This window comes from Thermus sp. FJN-A (assembly GCF_054655095.1).
Genome location: NZ_BAAHSC010000174.1, coordinates 256,434 through 271,283 on the forward strand (window position 1 = coordinate 256,434; position 14,850 = coordinate 271,283).

At 67.8% G+C, this 14,850-nt stretch carries 13 protein-coding genes; 2 read left to right on the plus strand and 11 right to left on the minus strand.

The window, feature by feature from the left end; genetic code table 11:
- Nucleotides 1-15: 15 nt before the first annotated feature.
- The 11 genes from ACYQ0J_RS06820 to ACYQ0J_RS06870 all read right to left on the minus strand — a co-directional run bounded on the left by ACYQ0J_RS06820 (nt 16) and on the right by ACYQ0J_RS06870 (nt 12,240).
- Nucleotides 16-855, minus strand: coding sequence for a protoglobin domain-containing protein (locus ACYQ0J_RS06820; RefSeq protein WP_460171415.1), 840 nt, complete (start codon nt 853-855; stop codon nt 16-18).
- A 2-nt stretch (nt 856-857) separates the two neighbouring features.
- Complete coding sequence (locus tag ACYQ0J_RS06825; RefSeq protein WP_460171416.1) at nt 858-1,292, minus strand: hypothetical protein; 435 nt, start codon at nt 1,290-1,292, stop codon at nt 858-860.
- A complete protein-coding gene (locus ACYQ0J_RS06830; protein WP_460171417.1) occupies nt 1,292-2,113 on the minus strand; it encodes a DUF2249 domain-containing protein in 822 nt (273 codons plus the stop codon). The genes ACYQ0J_RS06825 and ACYQ0J_RS06830 overlap by 1 nt, the downstream gene beginning before the upstream one ends.
- A complete protein-coding gene (locus ACYQ0J_RS06835; RefSeq protein WP_460171418.1) occupies nt 2,086-2,304 on the minus strand; it encodes a DUF2249 domain-containing protein in 219 nt (72 codons plus the stop codon). The genes ACYQ0J_RS06830 and ACYQ0J_RS06835 overlap by 28 nt, the downstream gene beginning before the upstream one ends.
- A 135-nt stretch (nt 2,305-2,439) precedes the next feature.
- Nucleotides 2,440-3,771, minus strand: coding sequence for an MFS transporter (locus ACYQ0J_RS06840; RefSeq protein WP_460171419.1), 1,332 nt, complete (start codon nt 3,769-3,771; stop codon nt 2,440-2,442).
- The gene (locus tag ACYQ0J_RS06845) at nt 3,765-5,096 is read right to left on the minus strand and encodes an MFS transporter (protein ID WP_460171420.1); all 1,332 of its coding nucleotides are present in this window, start codon (nt 5,094-5,096) and stop codon (nt 3,765-3,767) included. The genes ACYQ0J_RS06840 and ACYQ0J_RS06845 overlap by 7 nt, the downstream gene beginning before the upstream one ends.
- A gap of 3 nt (nt 5,097-5,099) precedes the next feature.
- Nucleotides 5,100-5,777: a respiratory nitrate reductase subunit gamma gene (gene narI, locus ACYQ0J_RS06850; protein WP_460171421.1), complete on the minus strand. Its 678-nt coding sequence runs from the start codon at nt 5,775-5,777 to the stop codon at nt 5,100-5,102.
- Between the two features lie 3 nt (nt 5,778-5,780).
- Nucleotides 5,781-6,296: a nitrate reductase molybdenum cofactor assembly chaperone gene (locus ACYQ0J_RS06855; protein WP_460171422.1), complete on the minus strand. Its 516-nt coding sequence runs from the start codon at nt 6,294-6,296 to the stop codon at nt 5,781-5,783.
- A 9-nt stretch (nt 6,297-6,305) separates the two neighbouring features.
- Nucleotides 6,306-7,841, minus strand: a complete 1,536-nt coding sequence (gene narH, locus ACYQ0J_RS06860) for a nitrate reductase subunit beta (protein WP_460171423.1) — start codon at nt 7,839-7,841, stop codon at nt 6,306-6,308.
- Nucleotides 7,842-7,852: 11 nt separating this feature from the next.
- The gene (locus ACYQ0J_RS06865; RefSeq protein WP_460171424.1) at nt 7,853-11,443 is read right to left on the minus strand and encodes a nitrate reductase subunit alpha; all 3,591 of its coding nucleotides are present in this window, start codon (nt 11,441-11,443) and stop codon (nt 7,853-7,855) included.
- Nucleotides 11,444-11,445: 2 nt separating this feature from the next.
- Complete coding sequence (locus ACYQ0J_RS06870; RefSeq protein WP_460171505.1) at nt 11,446-12,240, minus strand: c-type cytochrome; 795 nt, start codon at nt 12,238-12,240, stop codon at nt 11,446-11,448.
- A 95-nt stretch (nt 12,241-12,335) separates the two neighbouring features.
- Here ACYQ0J_RS06870 and ACYQ0J_RS06875 point away from each other — a divergent pair, with 95 nt between their 5' ends.
- Together ACYQ0J_RS06875 and ACYQ0J_RS06880 are read left to right on the plus strand one after the other, a co-directional pair.
- Entirely contained in the window at nt 12,336-14,135 is a 1,800-nt protein-coding gene (locus ACYQ0J_RS06875) for a GAF domain-containing protein (protein WP_460171425.1), read from the plus strand.
- A 3-nt stretch (nt 14,136-14,138) separates the two neighbouring features.
- On the plus strand, nt 14,139-14,792 hold the full coding sequence (locus ACYQ0J_RS06880; protein ID WP_460171426.1) for a Crp/Fnr family transcriptional regulator: 654 nt from the start codon (nt 14,139-14,141) through the stop codon (nt 14,790-14,792).
- Nucleotides 14,793-14,850 lie beyond the last annotated feature (58 nt).

Here is a 14,850-nt window from a genome sequence, read left to right on the forward strand (position 1 = left end):
ACCCCGGCGGGGTACTCAGCGCCCCGGGGGGAGGAGGGTGAGCCGGTCCCCCGGCCTGAGGGGGGTGGCGAGGCCCTCCAGGTAGCGCACGTCCCGCCCCTCCAGGAGCACCGCCCAGCGGGGCCTCAGGCGGTAGAGGGTCTTGGGCTCCAGCCATAGCCCCACCTCCTCCTCAGAAGGGAAGGCCTCCAAGGCCAGGTCCCGGAGGGCAGGGTTCACGGCGAAGACCTTTTCCAGGGCCTCCCCCACGCTTTCCGCCCGCAAGGGGAGGGGCTCGGGCTGGGCGGGGTGGGCGAGGCCCAAGGCCTGGAAGCGCACCTCGGCCCCTCCCTCCTCGAGGGCGAGGGCGGCGTCAAACCCCTTCCGCATCACCTCTTCCTGGGCCGAGAGGTAGACGAGCCAGGGGCGCACGTCCCGCACCCTTTCCGCCAGGTACTGCCCCACCGCCGCGAAGGAAAGGCCCACGTACTCGGGCGGAATGTGGGCCCGCTTGGGCCCGAGCCCCCCGTGCCAGAGCCCGGCCCGGTACACCTCCCGGGCGAACTCCGCCGAGGTGTCCACGCCGAGGGTGCGGGCGAACCAGGCGGAGAAGAAGGCCCGCCGGAGGTAAAGCTCCCCCTCCGGCACCCTCCCCTCCCAGCCCAGGGCCCTGGCAGTGCCGGGGTGGCGGCTTAGGCGGTCGTAGGCCCTGGCCACGAAGGAGGCCGCCCCCTCCAGGAGCCTCTCCGCGTCCAGGCGCATGGCCCGCTTGTCCTCTTCCCGCAAGCCCCCGAAGGCGAGGAGGTCCCGGAAGACCTCCTCGGGCAAAGGGGGCAGGTCCAGCACCAGGGTTTCCTCGGCCAAAAGCGCTTCCACCCCTAACCCCTCCTTTCCCGTTCTTCCCGCATTTTCCTCAGCATATCCGCGGTGACCACCCGCCTCGTCATGGCGTAGGCGAAGACCAGGGTGGCGGCAAGCTGAAGCCCCCCGGAAAGCCCAAGCCAGGGGCGAAGCCCCTCCCGCCCCATGAGGTGGAAGGGCTCCAGGAGAAGCCGCAAAAGAAGCCCCCCGTTCAACAGGAGGAAGGTGAGGCCCTCCAGGCGGTCCTGCCGGAGCCCCCCGGGCCTGGGCATCATCCAGTAGGCCACCCCCATGACCATCTGCAGGAAGAAGCCCACGAGGCCCGCGTGGACGTGGCTTGGGCGGAAAGGCCCCGTAAGGGAGGGGAAGAGGTAGAAGAGGGTGCCGAGAAGCGCCGTGTAGACCAGGTAGAGGAGGGCCGCCCGCACGAAGAGGAAGTGCCAAAACCCCATCAGCCTCCCTTGCGGATGAGGAGCTTCACCTGCCCGGGGCCGAGGTCCCTAAGGGCGTAGGCGTGCCCCTCCTCCTCCAGGCGGGCCAGGAGGTGGATGGGCCTCCGCACGTGGTGCACGAGGAGCTTCTCCCCGGGGCGAAGCCCCGCCAGGGCCTCGAGGACCCGCATCATGGGGAGAGGAGGCTCCAGGTTCTCCTCGATGAAGACCTCGGCCTGGAAGTCCTTCCAGTCCGCCTCGGTGAGGGGGGCGGCATGGCCCCTCTCCCCCTTCCTCCCCTCCCCCGCCTCCTGGCGGTAGAAGTGGGCCCGGTAGTGCCGCTCCCCCACCCGCTCGCACCAGGCGGAAAACCCCTGCTTGGCCAGGACCCGGTAGAGGGGCACGGGCTCAAAGAACACCTCCAGCACGAGCCGCTCTCCCGGGGCTACCTCCTTGGCGGCGGCCATGATGTTCTGGAAGGGTTCCCCGCCCGCCTGGAGGATGGGCCGCACGTCCAGGTGGAAGCCCACGGGGGCGGCAAGCCAGGGAGGGGGCGGGGTGCCCACCAGGCTCTCCTCGGCCACGGGGGCGGTGGGCCCCGCCTCCACCCCTAGGGCCCGGTTGAGCCTTGCCACGAGCTCTTCCGGGGTAAGCCCCCCGATCCTCGCCGCCTGGGCCACGGTGACCAAATTGGGCATGGTGCGGCGGAGGAGGGGGTTTTTGAGCTTCTGGAAGGCGGGGCTTGCCGCCACCAGGACCTCGAGGAGGTGGGGCCAGCGCCTCAAGACCTCCGCCACCTTCATCTCGGGGCGGACTACTTCTTCCCGATCCGCACCCGCCATACCTCCGGGCCCTCCTCCAGGTAGGTCCAGTCCACCTGCCCCGGGCGCTCAGCCATGAGCTGGTAGTAGAGGGGCTTGGGGTCGTGGTCGTTCACCAGGACGAAATGCTCGCCCGGCGCCAGGGCATCAAAAAGGCCAAAGATCCTCGGGTGCCGCTCCCTCGGGGGTAAGGTCCGCACGTCCAGCTCCATGCCCTGAGTCTGCCCGCCCCCTCCCGGGCCTCGCCATGACCTGGGTCAACAGCAAACCCGGGCGGGGAAGCCCCGCCCGGGGCATGGGCACCTCCCTTTGGGGCCCCCGCCGAGGCGAAAGCCTCGGCAGGGTATTTAGCAGGGCTTCTCCGCCCCCTTGCGGGCGTAGTAGTACCAGTTCAGGAAGAGGTTGAGGGCGTAGAAGACCATGAGCCCATAGAAGAAGGCGGTGAAGTCCCCCGTGGCCCGCTGGGTGTAGGCGGCCAGGGTGGAGAAGAGGAAGGGCCCGTAGGCGGCGATGGCCGCGGTCCAGCCGATGACCCCTCCCGCCTGGCGGGGCGGGAAGATCATGGGCATCTGCTTGAAGGTGCTGGCGTTCCCCACCCCGCTGAAGAAGAAGACCAGGAGCATGGCCACCACGAACATGGGGAACTGCTCCAAGGAGGTCGGCCGGGTGTAGAGGGTGACCAGAAGGGCGGAGAGGAAGATGCCGATGGCGGAAACCTGGGTGACGATGGCCCCGCCAAAACGGTCGGAGATGGGCCCCGCAATAATCCGGGCCATAGAGCCCACCAAGGGCCCCAAGAAGGCGTACCTCAAGGGGTCCGGGGCCCCGTCAAACCGCCCGTAGACCTCGCGGATGAGGAGGGGGAAGATGGCCGAGAACCCGGAGAAGGAGCCGAAGGTCATGATGTAGAGGCTGGTCATCACCCAGGTGTGCTTGTCGCGGAAGATGTCAAACTGCTCGCGGAAGTTGGCCCGGATGGGCACGCTCCTCAGGTAGACCCAGGCCAGGAGCGCCCCCAAGAGGACAAAGGGCACCCAGAGGAAGGTGGCGTTCTGGAGCCAGATGGGTTTGGAAACCCCAGGCGCCGGGGTGAAGGTCTGGGGCCCCCCGAGAAGGGAGCCGAAGAGGGCGAAGCCGATGACCCAGGGGGTCACGAACTGCACCACCGAAACCCCGAAGTTGCCGATCCCCGCCTGCAGGCCCAAGGCCGTCCCCTGAAGGCGCTTGGGGAAGAAGTAGCTGGTGGAGGGCATGAACCCCGAGAAGTTCCCTCCCCCGATGCCCGCCAAAAAGGCCAGGACCAGGAGGACCCAGTAAGGGGTCTCGGGGTTCTGCACGGCAAAGCTCCAGCCCAAAAGGGGAATGAGGAGGAGCAGGGTGGAGAAGGTGACCAGGTGGCGGGTGCCCACGACGGGGGGCAAAAAGGTCCAGATGATGCGCAGGGTGCCCCCGGCCAGCCCCGGCATGGCCGTGAGCCAGAAGAGCTGGGTGGTGGAGAGCTCAAACCCCACCTTGGGCAGGCGCACCACCAGGGCGCTCACCACAAACCAGGTGATGAAGGCCAGGGTGAGGTTGAAGGTGGTGATCCAGAGGGTGCGCCAGGCCAGGGCCGGATCCCAGCGCTTGGGGTCCTCCGGGTTCCAATCCCTAATCCAAGTGCCCTTGGCAAGCTTTAGCATGGGCGGTCCCCTTTCAGCTCAAAGTCGTCCTTCAGGTGCTTGGCCTCCTGCTGCAAAAGCTTGAGGACGGTGAGGTGCATCCAGAGGAAGCTGATGGCGGTTAGGAGGAAGAGGACGAAGAAGGTCATCTGGGGCAGGCCGGTCCAGGCCTGGGCGTAGGCGAAGAGGGGGGGAAGGAAGAAGCCCCCCAAGGCCCCCAGCATGCCCACCAGGCCGCCCACCGCCCCCACGTCCTTGGGGAAGTAGGTGGGGATGTGCTTGTAAACCGCGGCCTTGCCGATCCCCATCCCCACGCCGATGAGGAAGACCAGGAGGGTGAAGAGCCCCACGCCCATGGTGAACTGCATCACCTCCTTGGCCCCTTGCTTGGTGTAGAGGACGATGTGCCCTTCGGGCATCATCAGTACCCCCGAGGCCAGGAGGATGATGCCGAAGGTCCAGTACATGACCCGCCGCGCCCCGAAGCGGTCGGAGAGGTAGCCCCCCAGGGGCCTGAGAAGGCTTGCGGGGAAGATGAAGAGAGCGGTGAGCAGGGCCGCCTCGTGCAGGGGCAGGCCGAAGACGTCCACGTAGTACTTGGGAAGCCAGGCGCTAAGGGCCACGTAGGCCCCGAAGACCACCACGTAGTAGAGGCTGAAGCGCCACACCCGCACGTGGCGGAGGGGCTGCAGCATCGCCAAGAAGGGTCTCCCCTGCCCCGGGCGCTTGTCCTCCCGGGGCGTGCCCACCCACATGAGGAAGCCCATGAGCAAAAGGAGCACCGCGTAGAGGAAGGGGATGAAGCGCCAGCCCCCGGGGATGAGCCCGCCCAGGTAGCCCGCGGCCGGGAGGCTGGCGATGAGGGCCGGGCCGATGAACTTGGTCACGCTGGCCCCCACGTTCCCCGCGCCGAACACCCCCAGGGCGAAGCCCTGCTGGTCCTTGGGGAACCAGGCGGAGTTCCAGGCGATGCCCACGCTGAAGCTGTTGCCGGCAAAGCCCACCAGGAAGGCGTAGAGGAGGAGCTCCTCGTAGCTCCCCGCCCGGGAAACCAGGTAGGCGGGAAGGGCGGTGAAGAAGAGCATCAGGGTGAAGACCAGCCGCCCCCCGTAGCGGTCGGTGAGGATCCCGGCAAAAAGCCGCCACAGGGAACCGTTCAGGATGGCCACCGCCGAGAGCCAGGAAAGCTGCACATCGGTGAGGCCGAACTCCTTGCGGATGGGCACGCCCAGCACCCCGAACATGAGCCACACCGCGAACATGAGGGTGAAGCCCAGGGTGGAGAACCAGAGCACCCGGAGGCGGTCGGGGCGTTCTCTTTCCAGCTGGATGGGGTCATGAACCATGGCTCACCTCGCAAGCTTGCGCACCCAGATGACGATCTGCCAGGGCCTGAAGAGGTAGCCCAGGGGCACGGTGATGATGTGGACCAGGCGGGAGAAGGGGAAGACCGCCACGAGGAGCCAGAAGTTGAAGACGTGGAGCTGGGTCCAGAAGGGAAGGTCCTGGAGGAGTTCGGGCCTGGGGTTCAGGGTGAGGACGGACCAGAGGTAAGGGGTCATGACCGCGGGGAACCAGTAGCTCCCGTAGCGGTAGAAGAGGGCGGTCAGCACCCCGCTTAAGACCGAGACGAAGAGGAGCACCAGCACCAAATAGTCCATGGAGGTGGAGGCCGCCCGCACCCGGGCCACGGAGAGCCTCCGGGCGAAGAGCACGTAGGTGCCCACGAGGGCCCAAAGCCCGAGGCCAAGCCCGGTGATCTCCAGGAGGTAAAGCCTGAGGGGCACGGCGTTCCAGAGGAGAAGCCCCTTGGGCACAAGGAGGGCCAAGAGGTGGCCCAGGAGCACGATCACCAGACCCCAGTGCATGGCGGTGGAGCCGAAGAAGAGGCGCTTTTGCTCCAAAAGCTGGCTGGACTGGGCCGAGACGGAGAAGGGCCTATAGACCATGCGGTAGGCGGTCACCGCCACCGCCAGGGTGAGGGCGATGTAGGGGAAGACGGCGAAGAGCAAGGCGTTCCAGTTCATCCTTCACCTCCTTGCCAAGTCCCCCTGCAGGGCCTCCTGGACCGCCTCCAGGACCAGGAGGTAGGGGTTCTTGGCGTCCAGGGTCTTGAGGGTCTTGTGCATCTCCTGGAGGGCCCGGGGCAGGATCTCCACCAGCTCCGGCAGGGGGGCCTCGCACCGGGCCAGGTAGCGGAGGACGTTGGCCAGGTGGTCGGGGAGTTCGCTCCCGGGGTCCAGGCCAAGCTCCCGGAAGGCCCGCACCAGGGCGGCGAGAAGCTCCCCCCGCTGGTAGCTCTCCCCGTACACCGCGAAGCCCACGTAGGGGGCGGTGGTGGGGGTGAGGTCCAGGGTGCGGGTGTAAAGCTCCTCCCACTCCCCCAAGGAGAGCTCTTCCACCTGGCGCAAGAAGCGCTCCAGCCTCTGCTTGGCGGGGCCCCTGGGGCACTCAATCCAGCGCCGCCAGAGTTCCTCCAGGCGGCCCGGCATGGGGTAGTCCAGGGCCAGGGCCAGGGTTTCGAGGAGGTTGCGGTTGCCCGGCATGGTGCCCTCCTACTCGCCCCGCAAGGGGGGCTGGATGTAGCCCAGGCCCGCCTCGCCCTTGTGGGCCAGGGGGTCCTTCCAGACCTCGGCGGCCATCTCCCGGTGGTAGGGGGGAAGCACGAAGCGCTCCTCCAGGGTGGGCAGGGTGGTGAGCCGGTAGATGGCCTCGGCCTCCTCCAGGGTGAGCCCCGCGTCCGCCAGGACCTTCAGGGCCTTCTCGGTGGGGCGGCCCTCGAGGCTCTCCTGCCGCTTCAGGATGCGCACCGCCAGCATCTTCTTGAGCACGGGGACGATGTGCGCCTCGTTGCCCGCGGCGAAGAGGTTGGCCAGGTACTTCACGGGCATGCGGGCCTTTTCCAGGCTGGCGTAGAGCTCAAAGTCCAGGTCGGTCTCCGGAAGGTCCAGGCGCACCAGGCCCCCGTTTCCTTGGCTCGCCCTTAAGGCCTTTTCCACCGTGGCCACCACCGGGGAGAGGGGCGGGACGTAGAACATCATGGCCAGGGTGCGGTACTCGGGGTGGAGGGGCAGGGCCAGCCGCCAGACCTTCACGAACTTGTAGATGGGAGAGTTCTGGGCGGCCTTGATCCACCCCTCGTCTATCCCCTCGGCCTTGGCGGCGGCGATCACCTCGGGGTCAAAGGGGTCCAGGATGAGGGAGAGCTGGGACTCAACGAGCTCCTCGTCCGGCACCATGGCCGCCTCGGGAATGCGGTCGGCATCGTAAAGGAGCACCCCCATGTAGCGGATGCGCCCCACGCAGGAGTGGGCGCAGGCCGGGGCCTGGCCCGTCTCCAGGCGGGGGAAGCAGAGGATGCACTTCTCGCTCTTGCCCGTGGCCCAGTTGTAGTAGACCTTCTTGTAGGGGCAGGCGGCCACGCACATGCGCCAGGCCTTGCACTTGTTCTCGTTGACCAGCACCACCCCGTCCTCCGCCCGCTTGTAGATGGCCCCCGAGGGGCAGGCGGCCACGCAGGCGGGGTTCAGGCAGTGGTTGCAGATCCTGGGCAGGTACTGGAAGACCACCCCCTCGATCTCCGAAAGCTGGGCCTGCACCTCGGGGTCCAGGGCCTTCAGGTTGGGGTCGTTTTTGGCGTAGAGGGGGCTTCCCGAGAGGTCGTCGTCCCAGTTGGGGCCCGCCTCCGGGGTCATAGGCTCCCCCGTCACCATGGACACGGGGATGGCCGTGGGCTGGTCCTCGCTTTCGGGGGCGGTGAAGAGGTCGGCGTAGCGGAAGGTGAAGGGCTCGTAGTAGTCGTCCAGGGAGGGCAGGGCGGGGTTGAAGAAGAGGCGGGAAAGCCCCTGGGCCCGGGAGTGCAGCCGGAGGTCCAGGTGGCCGTCCTTGTACTCCCAGCCGCCCTTAAAGCGCCCCTGGTCCTCCCAGCCCGTGGGGTAACCGGCCCCGGGGCGGGTCTCCACGTTGTTCCACCACATGTACTCCGCGCCCTTGCGGTCGGTCCAGAGGTTCTTGCAGGCGATGGAGCACGTGTGGCAGCCGATGCACTTGTCCAGGTGGAAGAGCATGGACATGTGGGCTCTAACCTTCATGGGTTCCCTCCTTACCACTCCGGGGGGGTCTCCAGCTTGCGCACATAGACCCAGGTGTCCCGGTTCACCCCCACAGGCCCCCAGTAGTTGAAGGCGTAGGTGAACTGGCCGTAGCCGCCCGACATGAGGACGGGCTTGAGCCGGGCGCGGGTGATGGAGTTGTTCATCCCCGCCCGCTTGCCCCTAAGGGGGCTCTTGGGGATGCCCACGGTGCGCTCGGTGGCGTGGTAGACGAAGACCGTCCCCCTAGGGATCCGGGCGGAGACGATGGCCCTTTGCACGAAGACCCCGTTGTCGTTGAAAAGCTCCACCCAGTCGTTGTCCCGGATGCCCAGTTCCGCCGCGTCCTTGTCGTTCAGCCACACGGGGTAGCCGCCCCGGGAGAGGGTCATCATGCGGTGGTTCTCCGAGTAGGTGGAGTGGATGGACCACTTCCCGTGGGGAGTGATGTAGTTCATGAGCTTCCCCTGGGCCTCCTTGGCCGTCCTTTCCGTCTCCTGGAGCATGTGGACCTCGGGGCGGGGCTTGTAGGTGGGCAGGTGCTCGCCCCAGGCCAGGTAATTAGGGTGGTCCAGGTAGAAGTGCTGCCTCCCCGTGAGGGTGCGCCAGGGGATGAGGCGCTCCACGTTCAGGGTGTAGGGGCTGTAGGCGCGGCCGTGGTTGATGATGGCGCTCCAGGTGGGGGTGGTGAGCTGGCGCCGGGGCTGGGCCACCAGGTCCTTGAAGGAGATGCGCACGTGGCGGTTGCCCTCGGCGAGGTCGGTGAGCTTCACCCCCGTCTTCTTCTCCTCGTCCAGGAAGGCCCGGTAGGCGAGTTCCCCGTTGGACACGGGGTCCAGGAAGAGGATGGCCTCGGCCACCTGGCGGGCCTCCTCCAGGGAGGGCCGCTTCTCCCCCTCGTGGAGGCGGGGCTGGCGCTCGGCGAGCTCCCGGTAGAAGTCCTCCGCCGGGATGGTGAGCCCGTGCATCCCCACGCCGTTTCTCTCCACCCCGGGGCCCAGGGTGACCATCTTCTCGTAGAGCTTGGTGTAGTCCCGCTCCACCACCCGGAACTTGGGCATGGTCTTGCCGGGGATGGCCTCCACCTCGCCCCGCTTCCAGTCCCGGTCCTCCGGCTGGGCCAGCTCGTCTGGGGTGTCGTGCTGCAGGGGGATCATGACCAGGTCCTTCACGGGCCTAGGCAGGTGGACCCGGGCGAGCTCGGAGACCTTCTTGGCGATGGCCTTGTAGATCTCCCAGTCGGGCTTGGACTCCCAGGCGGGGGGCACGGCCGCCTGCAGGGGGTTGATGAAGGTGTGGAGGTCGGTGGTGTTCAGGTCGTCCTTCTCGTACCAGGTGGCGGCGGGGAGGACGATGTCCGAGTAGAGGGCGCTGGTGTCCATGCGGAAGTTGAGATCCACCACCAAATCCAGCTTCCCCTCGGGGGCGGGCTTCCTGTAGACCACCTCCGTCACGTGCCCCTCGGCCACCTCCTCGGCCACGGTGTTGGTGTGGGTTCCCAGGTAGTGCTTGAGGAAGTACTCGTGCCCCTTGGCGCTGGTGCCGATGGCGTTCCCCCGCCAGATGAACCAGACCCTGGGCCAGTTCTCGGGGGCATCGGGGTCCTCCACCGCGAACCGGAGCTCCCCCCGCTTCAGGGCCTCCACCACGTACTGGACGATCTCGGCCTCGGTCTTGGCCCCCTTGGCCTCGGCCTCGGCCACCACCTCCAGGGGGCTCTTGTTGAACTGGGGGAAGAAGGGAAGCCACCCCTTGCGCACCGCCCGCACCTGGTGGTCTATGGTGTGGTCGGAAAGCCCCTGGGCCGTCTTATCGTAGGCGGCGAAGCCCCGCTCGTAGCGCCACTGGTCGGAGTGGACGTAGTGGAAGCTCGGGGTGTTCTGCTGCCTGGGCGGGTAACCCCAGTCGGTGGCGAAGGCGATGGGCCCCCAGGAGGCCTGGTTGGCCAGCTTCTCCTGGCCCACGTAGTGGGCGAGGCCGCCCCCGTTCACCCCCACGCTCCCCGTGAGCATGAGGGCCACGATCCCCGCCCGGTACATGAGGTTGTTGTGGTACCAGTGGTTGATGCCGGCCCCGATGATGATGAGGTTCTTCCCCTTGGTCTTGAGGCCGTTTTCCGCCCAGGCCCGGGCGTACTGGAGAAGGGTCTCCCGGTGGATCCCCGTCCACTTCTCCTGCCAGGCCGGGGTGTAGGGGAGGTCGTCCTCGTAGGAGGCGGGGTAGTCCCCCGGGAGGCCCCGGCCCACCCCGAACTGGGCCATGAGGAGGTCAAAGACCGTGGCCACCGCCACCCTTTCCCCGTCCTTGGTGGTGAGGTACTTGACCGGCACCCCCCGACGGAGCCTGCGGTCCGAGGCGAAGTCGTCAAACTCCACCAAGGCCACCTCGTCCTCCACCCCGAGGAGGCTCAGGCGGGGGTTTAGGGGCTCCCCGGTTCTGGGGTCCTCCAGCTTCAGGTTCCACTTCCCCTTCTCCTTCTGCCAGCGGAAGCCCAAGGTCCCCATGGGCATCCTGGGGCCCTTGGCCTCGTCAAAGAGGAGGAACTTGAAGTCCCCGTTCTCCTCCTCCGCGTACTCGGCGAGGCGGTTCGCCCTCAGGTAGCGCCCCGGGCGGCCGTCCTTGATCTCCACCAGGAAGGGGCTGTCCGTGTAGCGCTTCAGGTAGTCCTGGAAGTAGGGCACCTCCCGCTCCGCGTAGTACTCCTTCAGGAGGACGTGGTTCACCGCCATCCAGAAGGCCCCGTCCTGGCCAGGGTTGATGGGGATCCACCAGTCGGCGTACTTGGAAACCTGGGAGAAGTCGGGGCTGAAGACGGTGAGCTTGGCCCCCGCATGCCGCACCTCGGAGATGAAGTGGGTGTCGGGGGTCCGGGTCATGTTGAGGTTGGAGCCCATGACGGCGATGAAGCGGGCGTTGTACCAGTCGGCGGACTCGTGGACGTCGGTCTGCTCCCCCCAGATCTCCGGCGAGGCGTTGGGCAGGTCGCAGTACCAGTCGTAGAAGCTCATGGGCACCCCGCCCAGAAGGGAGAGGAAGCGGCTTCCCGCCGCGTAGGAGATCTGGCTCATGGCGGGGATGGGGGAGAAGCCGATGACCCGGTCGGGCCCGTAGCGCTTCACCGTGGAGACCACCGCCGCGGCGATGAGCTCCAGGACCTCCTCCCAACTGGCCCGCCTAAACCCCCCCTTGCCCCGGGCCTTCTGGTAGCGCTTGCGCTTGTGGGGGTCGCTCTGGATGGCCTCCCAGGCGGCCACGGGATCCCCGTGGGCCTTCTTGGCCTCGCGCCAGAGGTCCAGGAGGGCCCCCTTGGCGTAGGGGTACTTCACCCGGATGGGGCTGTAGAGGTACCAGCTGAAGCTGATGCCCCGCTGGCATCCCCTGGGCTCGTAGGGGGGAAGGCCCGCCTCGAGGCTCGGGTAGTCCGTGGCCTGAAGCTCCCAGGTCACGATCCCGTCCTTGACGAAGACCTCCCAGGAGCAAGACCCCGTGCAGTTCACCCCGTGGGTGGTGCGCACGCGCTTGTCGTGCTGGAAGCGGTTGCGGTAGAACTCCTCCCACTTCCGCTCCGCCGGGCTTTCTATCTCCTTGATCCAGTCCCTCATGTTCACCTCCTAAGCTGGGCGCGGATCCTTTCCGCCAGGCTTTTCGGCCGAAGCTGCCAAAGGATGGCCTGGTAGAGGAGAAGGAGCGCCAAAATCACGAACCCCGCCACCAGGAAGCGCCCCAGGTAGAGGGAAGAAGGCCTCGGGGCCTCCTGGGAAACCTGCACCAAAAAGGCGGCCAGGGCCGCGGCTTCCTCCTTGGTCAGGGGCTTTCCCTCGTAGGCCCCCCGCATCACGGGGAAGGCGGGGTTCTCCAGGAGGGCGGCGAGGCCCGCCTCGCCCCCCAAGCGCTTGGCGGCATCGGTCAGGTCCTTGCCCATAGACCCCCCCCCGAAGAAGCCCACGCCGGTCACGGTGTGGCAGGCCTGGCAGGGGGCCCCGCCGTTCTGGAGGGCCTTCTGCCCCAGGTAGAGGGCCCGTCCCAAGGCGGGGTCCCCCTGGACCTGGGGCGCCGGGGCCGCCGCCTCGGCCGGGGCACCGCCCAACCCCTTCAGGTACTGGGCGATGGCCCTGGCCTGGGCCTCGGAGACCTGGGGCATGGGGGGCATGACGCCGTTATAGGTCACCCCTCCCACCTCCAGGGGCCCGGAGAGCCCTTCCCGCACCACCTTCACCACGTGGGCCTCATCCTGGACCCGGGGGTTCCCCGCCAGGGGCGGAATGGCCCCGGGAATGCCTTGGCCCTCTGCCCCGTGGCAACTGGCGCAGTACTGGCCGTAAAGGGCCTTCCCGTCCTGGGCCAGGGCCAGGGCCAGCCCCAGGACCAGGGCTAGGGGAATAAGCCTTGCACCCTTCATCCTCACCTCCGGCTCCCAGTTTTGGGGGACGCCCTGGCGGCCACTTTCCCCCACCGGGACATCTGTCCTAGGAGATGGGCCTACCCTGGGAAGCGATGAGGCCCTTGGCCCGTGTGCGCCTAGACCGGGAGGGACGGGCGACCGTCCTGGAGGCCGACCCGTCCTTGGGGCTGGAAGGGACAAACCTCCCCTGCGCCGCCCTCGTCCAGGGGCAGGACCCCTTTGGCCGCCCCCTCTGCGCCCGTTGCCCGGTCCAGCGGGAGCTAAGGCGGGGCGCCTACCGGGCCAGCACCCCCCTCCTCCTCAAGGGGAGGCGCCTCCGGTGCCAGGGCTACCGGGAGGGGGAGGGCTTTCTGGTGGAGCTTTACCCCGAGCGGGCCGAACCCCCGGACCTCCTCCTGGAGCTCTCCCGCCTGACCCAGCACCTCCTCCGCCACCCCGAGGGGTTTCCCCAGGCCCTGGAGGGCTTCCTCAAGACCCTGCGCCAGACCCTGGCCATGGAGGCCGCAGAGCTCTTCCTGGCGGACCCCGAGGGCCATCACCTGATCCTCACCGCCTACGAGGGCCTGCACCGGGAGGCTTTCCTGGAAAGGCCCTGGTTCCAGCTGGGGGAAGGCTACCCGGGCATCGTGGCCCTGAGGCGCGAACCCCTCGTCACCCACACCCTCCGGGAAGACCCCCGCTACCTGCGGCAGAAGGTGAAGCAGCTGGGCTACCAAACCTACATCTGCGTTCCCCTAGAGCTTCCCCAAGGCCTCATCGGGGTCCTGAACCTGGCCTCCCGCAACCCCCAGGCGGACCACGAGGAGGTCCTCGAGGCCCTCTCCCGCATCGGCCCCCTCTTCGCCAGCACCCTCTACACCCTCCTCACCCGCCTGGGGGAGGTGGGGCTTTTCGCCCTGGGGGCGCACCTGCAACGGGGGGAGGTCTCCGAGGCCCGGCACGCCTTCCTGCGCCAACTCCGGCACCTCACGGAGGCCACCGGGGTCCGGGTGGTGGGACGCTCCGGGGAGCGGCTGGAGATGGGCCTGGTTCCCCCCTGCGCCATGCAGGACTGCCCCGCCTGGCGGGGGGAGGTGGTGGGGTTTAAAAACGGCCTTCCCCCTTGCCCCGAGGCCGAGGGCAGGCCCAGAACCTGCCTCCCCTTCTGGGCGGGCGGGGAGGTGGTGGCGGTGGGCACCCTGTTCCACGCCCGCCCCCCCAAGCCCCCCACCGGCCCCGCCGCCCCCGCCTTGTGGCTCGCCCGCCTGGCCACCCCCCTGCTCTTCACCGCGGCCAAGGAGGCGCCCCCCGAGCTGGAGGTCTACGCCCTGGGGGGCTTCCGGGTGCGCTACCGGGGGGAGGAGCTCTCCCCGAAGAGCTTTGGCCGAAGCGGGGCCTACCGCCTCTTCAAGTTCCTCCTGGCCAACAAGGACCGGGCCCTCTATGCGGACGAGCTTCTGGAGACCTTCTTCCCCGATTTCCCCCCGGAAAAGGCCCGGCAGGAGCTTTACGCCCTGGTCTACCACCTGCGCAAGGCCATACCCGGCGTGGTGGAGCGGGAAGGGGAGTACTACCGCCTGCGCTTGCCGGAAAAGCGTTTCCTGGACTTTGAGCGCTTTGAAGAGCTCATGCGCAAGGCGGACCTGGAGGAGGGGCTTTCCGCCTTCAAGACCCTGCGCCAGGCCCTGGAGCTTTACAAGGGCCCCCTCTTCGGGGACGACCCCTACGGGGAGTGGGCGGAGGTGGAAAGGGCCTACCTGCAGGAGAGGGCCCTCTCCGGGCTTTTGCGCCTGGGGGAGCTGGCGGAGGCGCTAGGCTACAAGGAGGTGGCCAAGGAAGCCTACGCCCGGGCCCTGCGCCTGGAGCCCCTTCTGGAGGAGGCCAGAAAGCGGCTTTCGGCCCTAAAGGAGTGAGGCATGGAGCTCGCCCAGGTGGCCCTGTTCCGCGAGCTGCCCTTGGAGGACGTGAAGGCCCTGGAGGGGGAGGCCCGGGTCTTACGCCTGAAGAAGGGGGACCTCCTCTTCTTGGAGGGGGAGCCCGTGCGGGCCCTCTTCGTGGTGCAAAGGGGGCTCGTCAAGGTCTACAAGCTGGACCCCGAGGGGCGAAAGCAGCTCACCCTGCACGTGGAGGGCCCGGGCCGGGTCCTGGCCGAGGTGGCCCTCTTCCTGGACCGCCCCACCTACCCGGCGAGCGCCGAGGCCCTGGAGGAAAGCGAGGTGCTGGCCATCCCCAAGGAGCGCTTCTTCCAGCTTCTGGACGCCCGCCCCCCCCTGGCCCGGGCCCTGATCCGCTACCTGGCCCGCCGCCAGGGCCACCTCCTGCACCTCCTGGACCGCCTGGTCTTCCACGAGGTGCGGGAGAGGCTTTGCGAGTTCCTGCTGGAAAGGCTGGCCGAGGAAGGGCAAGGCTTCCGCCTGCCCACCAACCCGGAGCTTGCGGCCCTCTTGGGCACGGTGCCGGAAGCGGTGTCCCGCAACCTGGGGGAGCTCTACCGCCGGGGGCTCATCCGGCTCTCCGGACGGCGGGTAGAGATTCCCGACCCCCAGGCCTTGGCGGAGGTCATCCGATGAGAACGATTATCGCTTCTAACTCAATAAATCCGAGCGAATTACTTGACATTTTTAGCGC

Bases quoted from the DNA above. Each gene is read 5' to 3' on its own strand.
- ACYQ0J_RS06880 (WP_460171426.1), top strand. From the start codon at position 14,139: ATGGAGCTCGCCCAGGTGGCCCTGTTCCGCGAGCTGCCCTTGGAGGAC.
- ACYQ0J_RS06830 (WP_460171417.1), bottom strand. From the start codon at position 2,113: ATGGCGGGTGCGGATCGGGAAGAAGTAGTCCGCCCCGAGATGAAGGTG.
- ACYQ0J_RS06840 (WP_460171419.1), bottom strand. From the start codon at position 3,771: ATGCTAAAGCTTGCCAAGGGCACTTGGATTAGGGATTGGAACCCGGAG.
- ACYQ0J_RS06835 (WP_460171418.1), bottom strand. From the start codon at position 2,304: ATGGAGCTGGACGTGCGGACCTTACCCCCGAGGGAGCGGCACCCGAGG.
- ACYQ0J_RS06845 (WP_460171420.1), bottom strand. From the start codon at position 5,096: ATGGTTCATGACCCCATCCAGCTGGAAAGAGAACGCCCCGACCGCCTC.
- narH (WP_460171423.1), bottom strand. From the start codon at position 7,841: ATGAAGGTTAGAGCCCACATGTCCATGCTCTTCCACCTGGACAAGTGC.
- ACYQ0J_RS06855 (WP_460171422.1), bottom strand. From the start codon at position 6,296: ATGCCGGGCAACCGCAACCTCCTCGAAACCCTGGCCCTGGCCCTGGAC.
- ACYQ0J_RS06825 (WP_460171416.1), bottom strand. From the start codon at position 1,292: ATGGGGTTTTGGCACTTCCTCTTCGTGCGGGCGGCCCTCCTCTACCTG.
- ACYQ0J_RS06865 (WP_460171424.1), bottom strand. From the start codon at position 11,443: ATGAGGGACTGGATCAAGGAGATAGAAAGCCCGGCGGAGCGGAAGTGG.
- ACYQ0J_RS06870 (WP_460171505.1), bottom strand. From the start codon at position 12,240: ATGAAGGGTGCAAGGCTTATTCCCCTAGCCCTGGTCCTGGGGCTGGCC.
- narI (WP_460171421.1), bottom strand. From the start codon at position 5,777: ATGAACTGGAACGCCTTGCTCTTCGCCGTCTTCCCCTACATCGCCCTC.
- ACYQ0J_RS06875 (WP_460171425.1), top strand. From the start codon at position 12,336: ATGAGGCCCTTGGCCCGTGTGCGCCTAGACCGGGAGGGACGGGCGACC.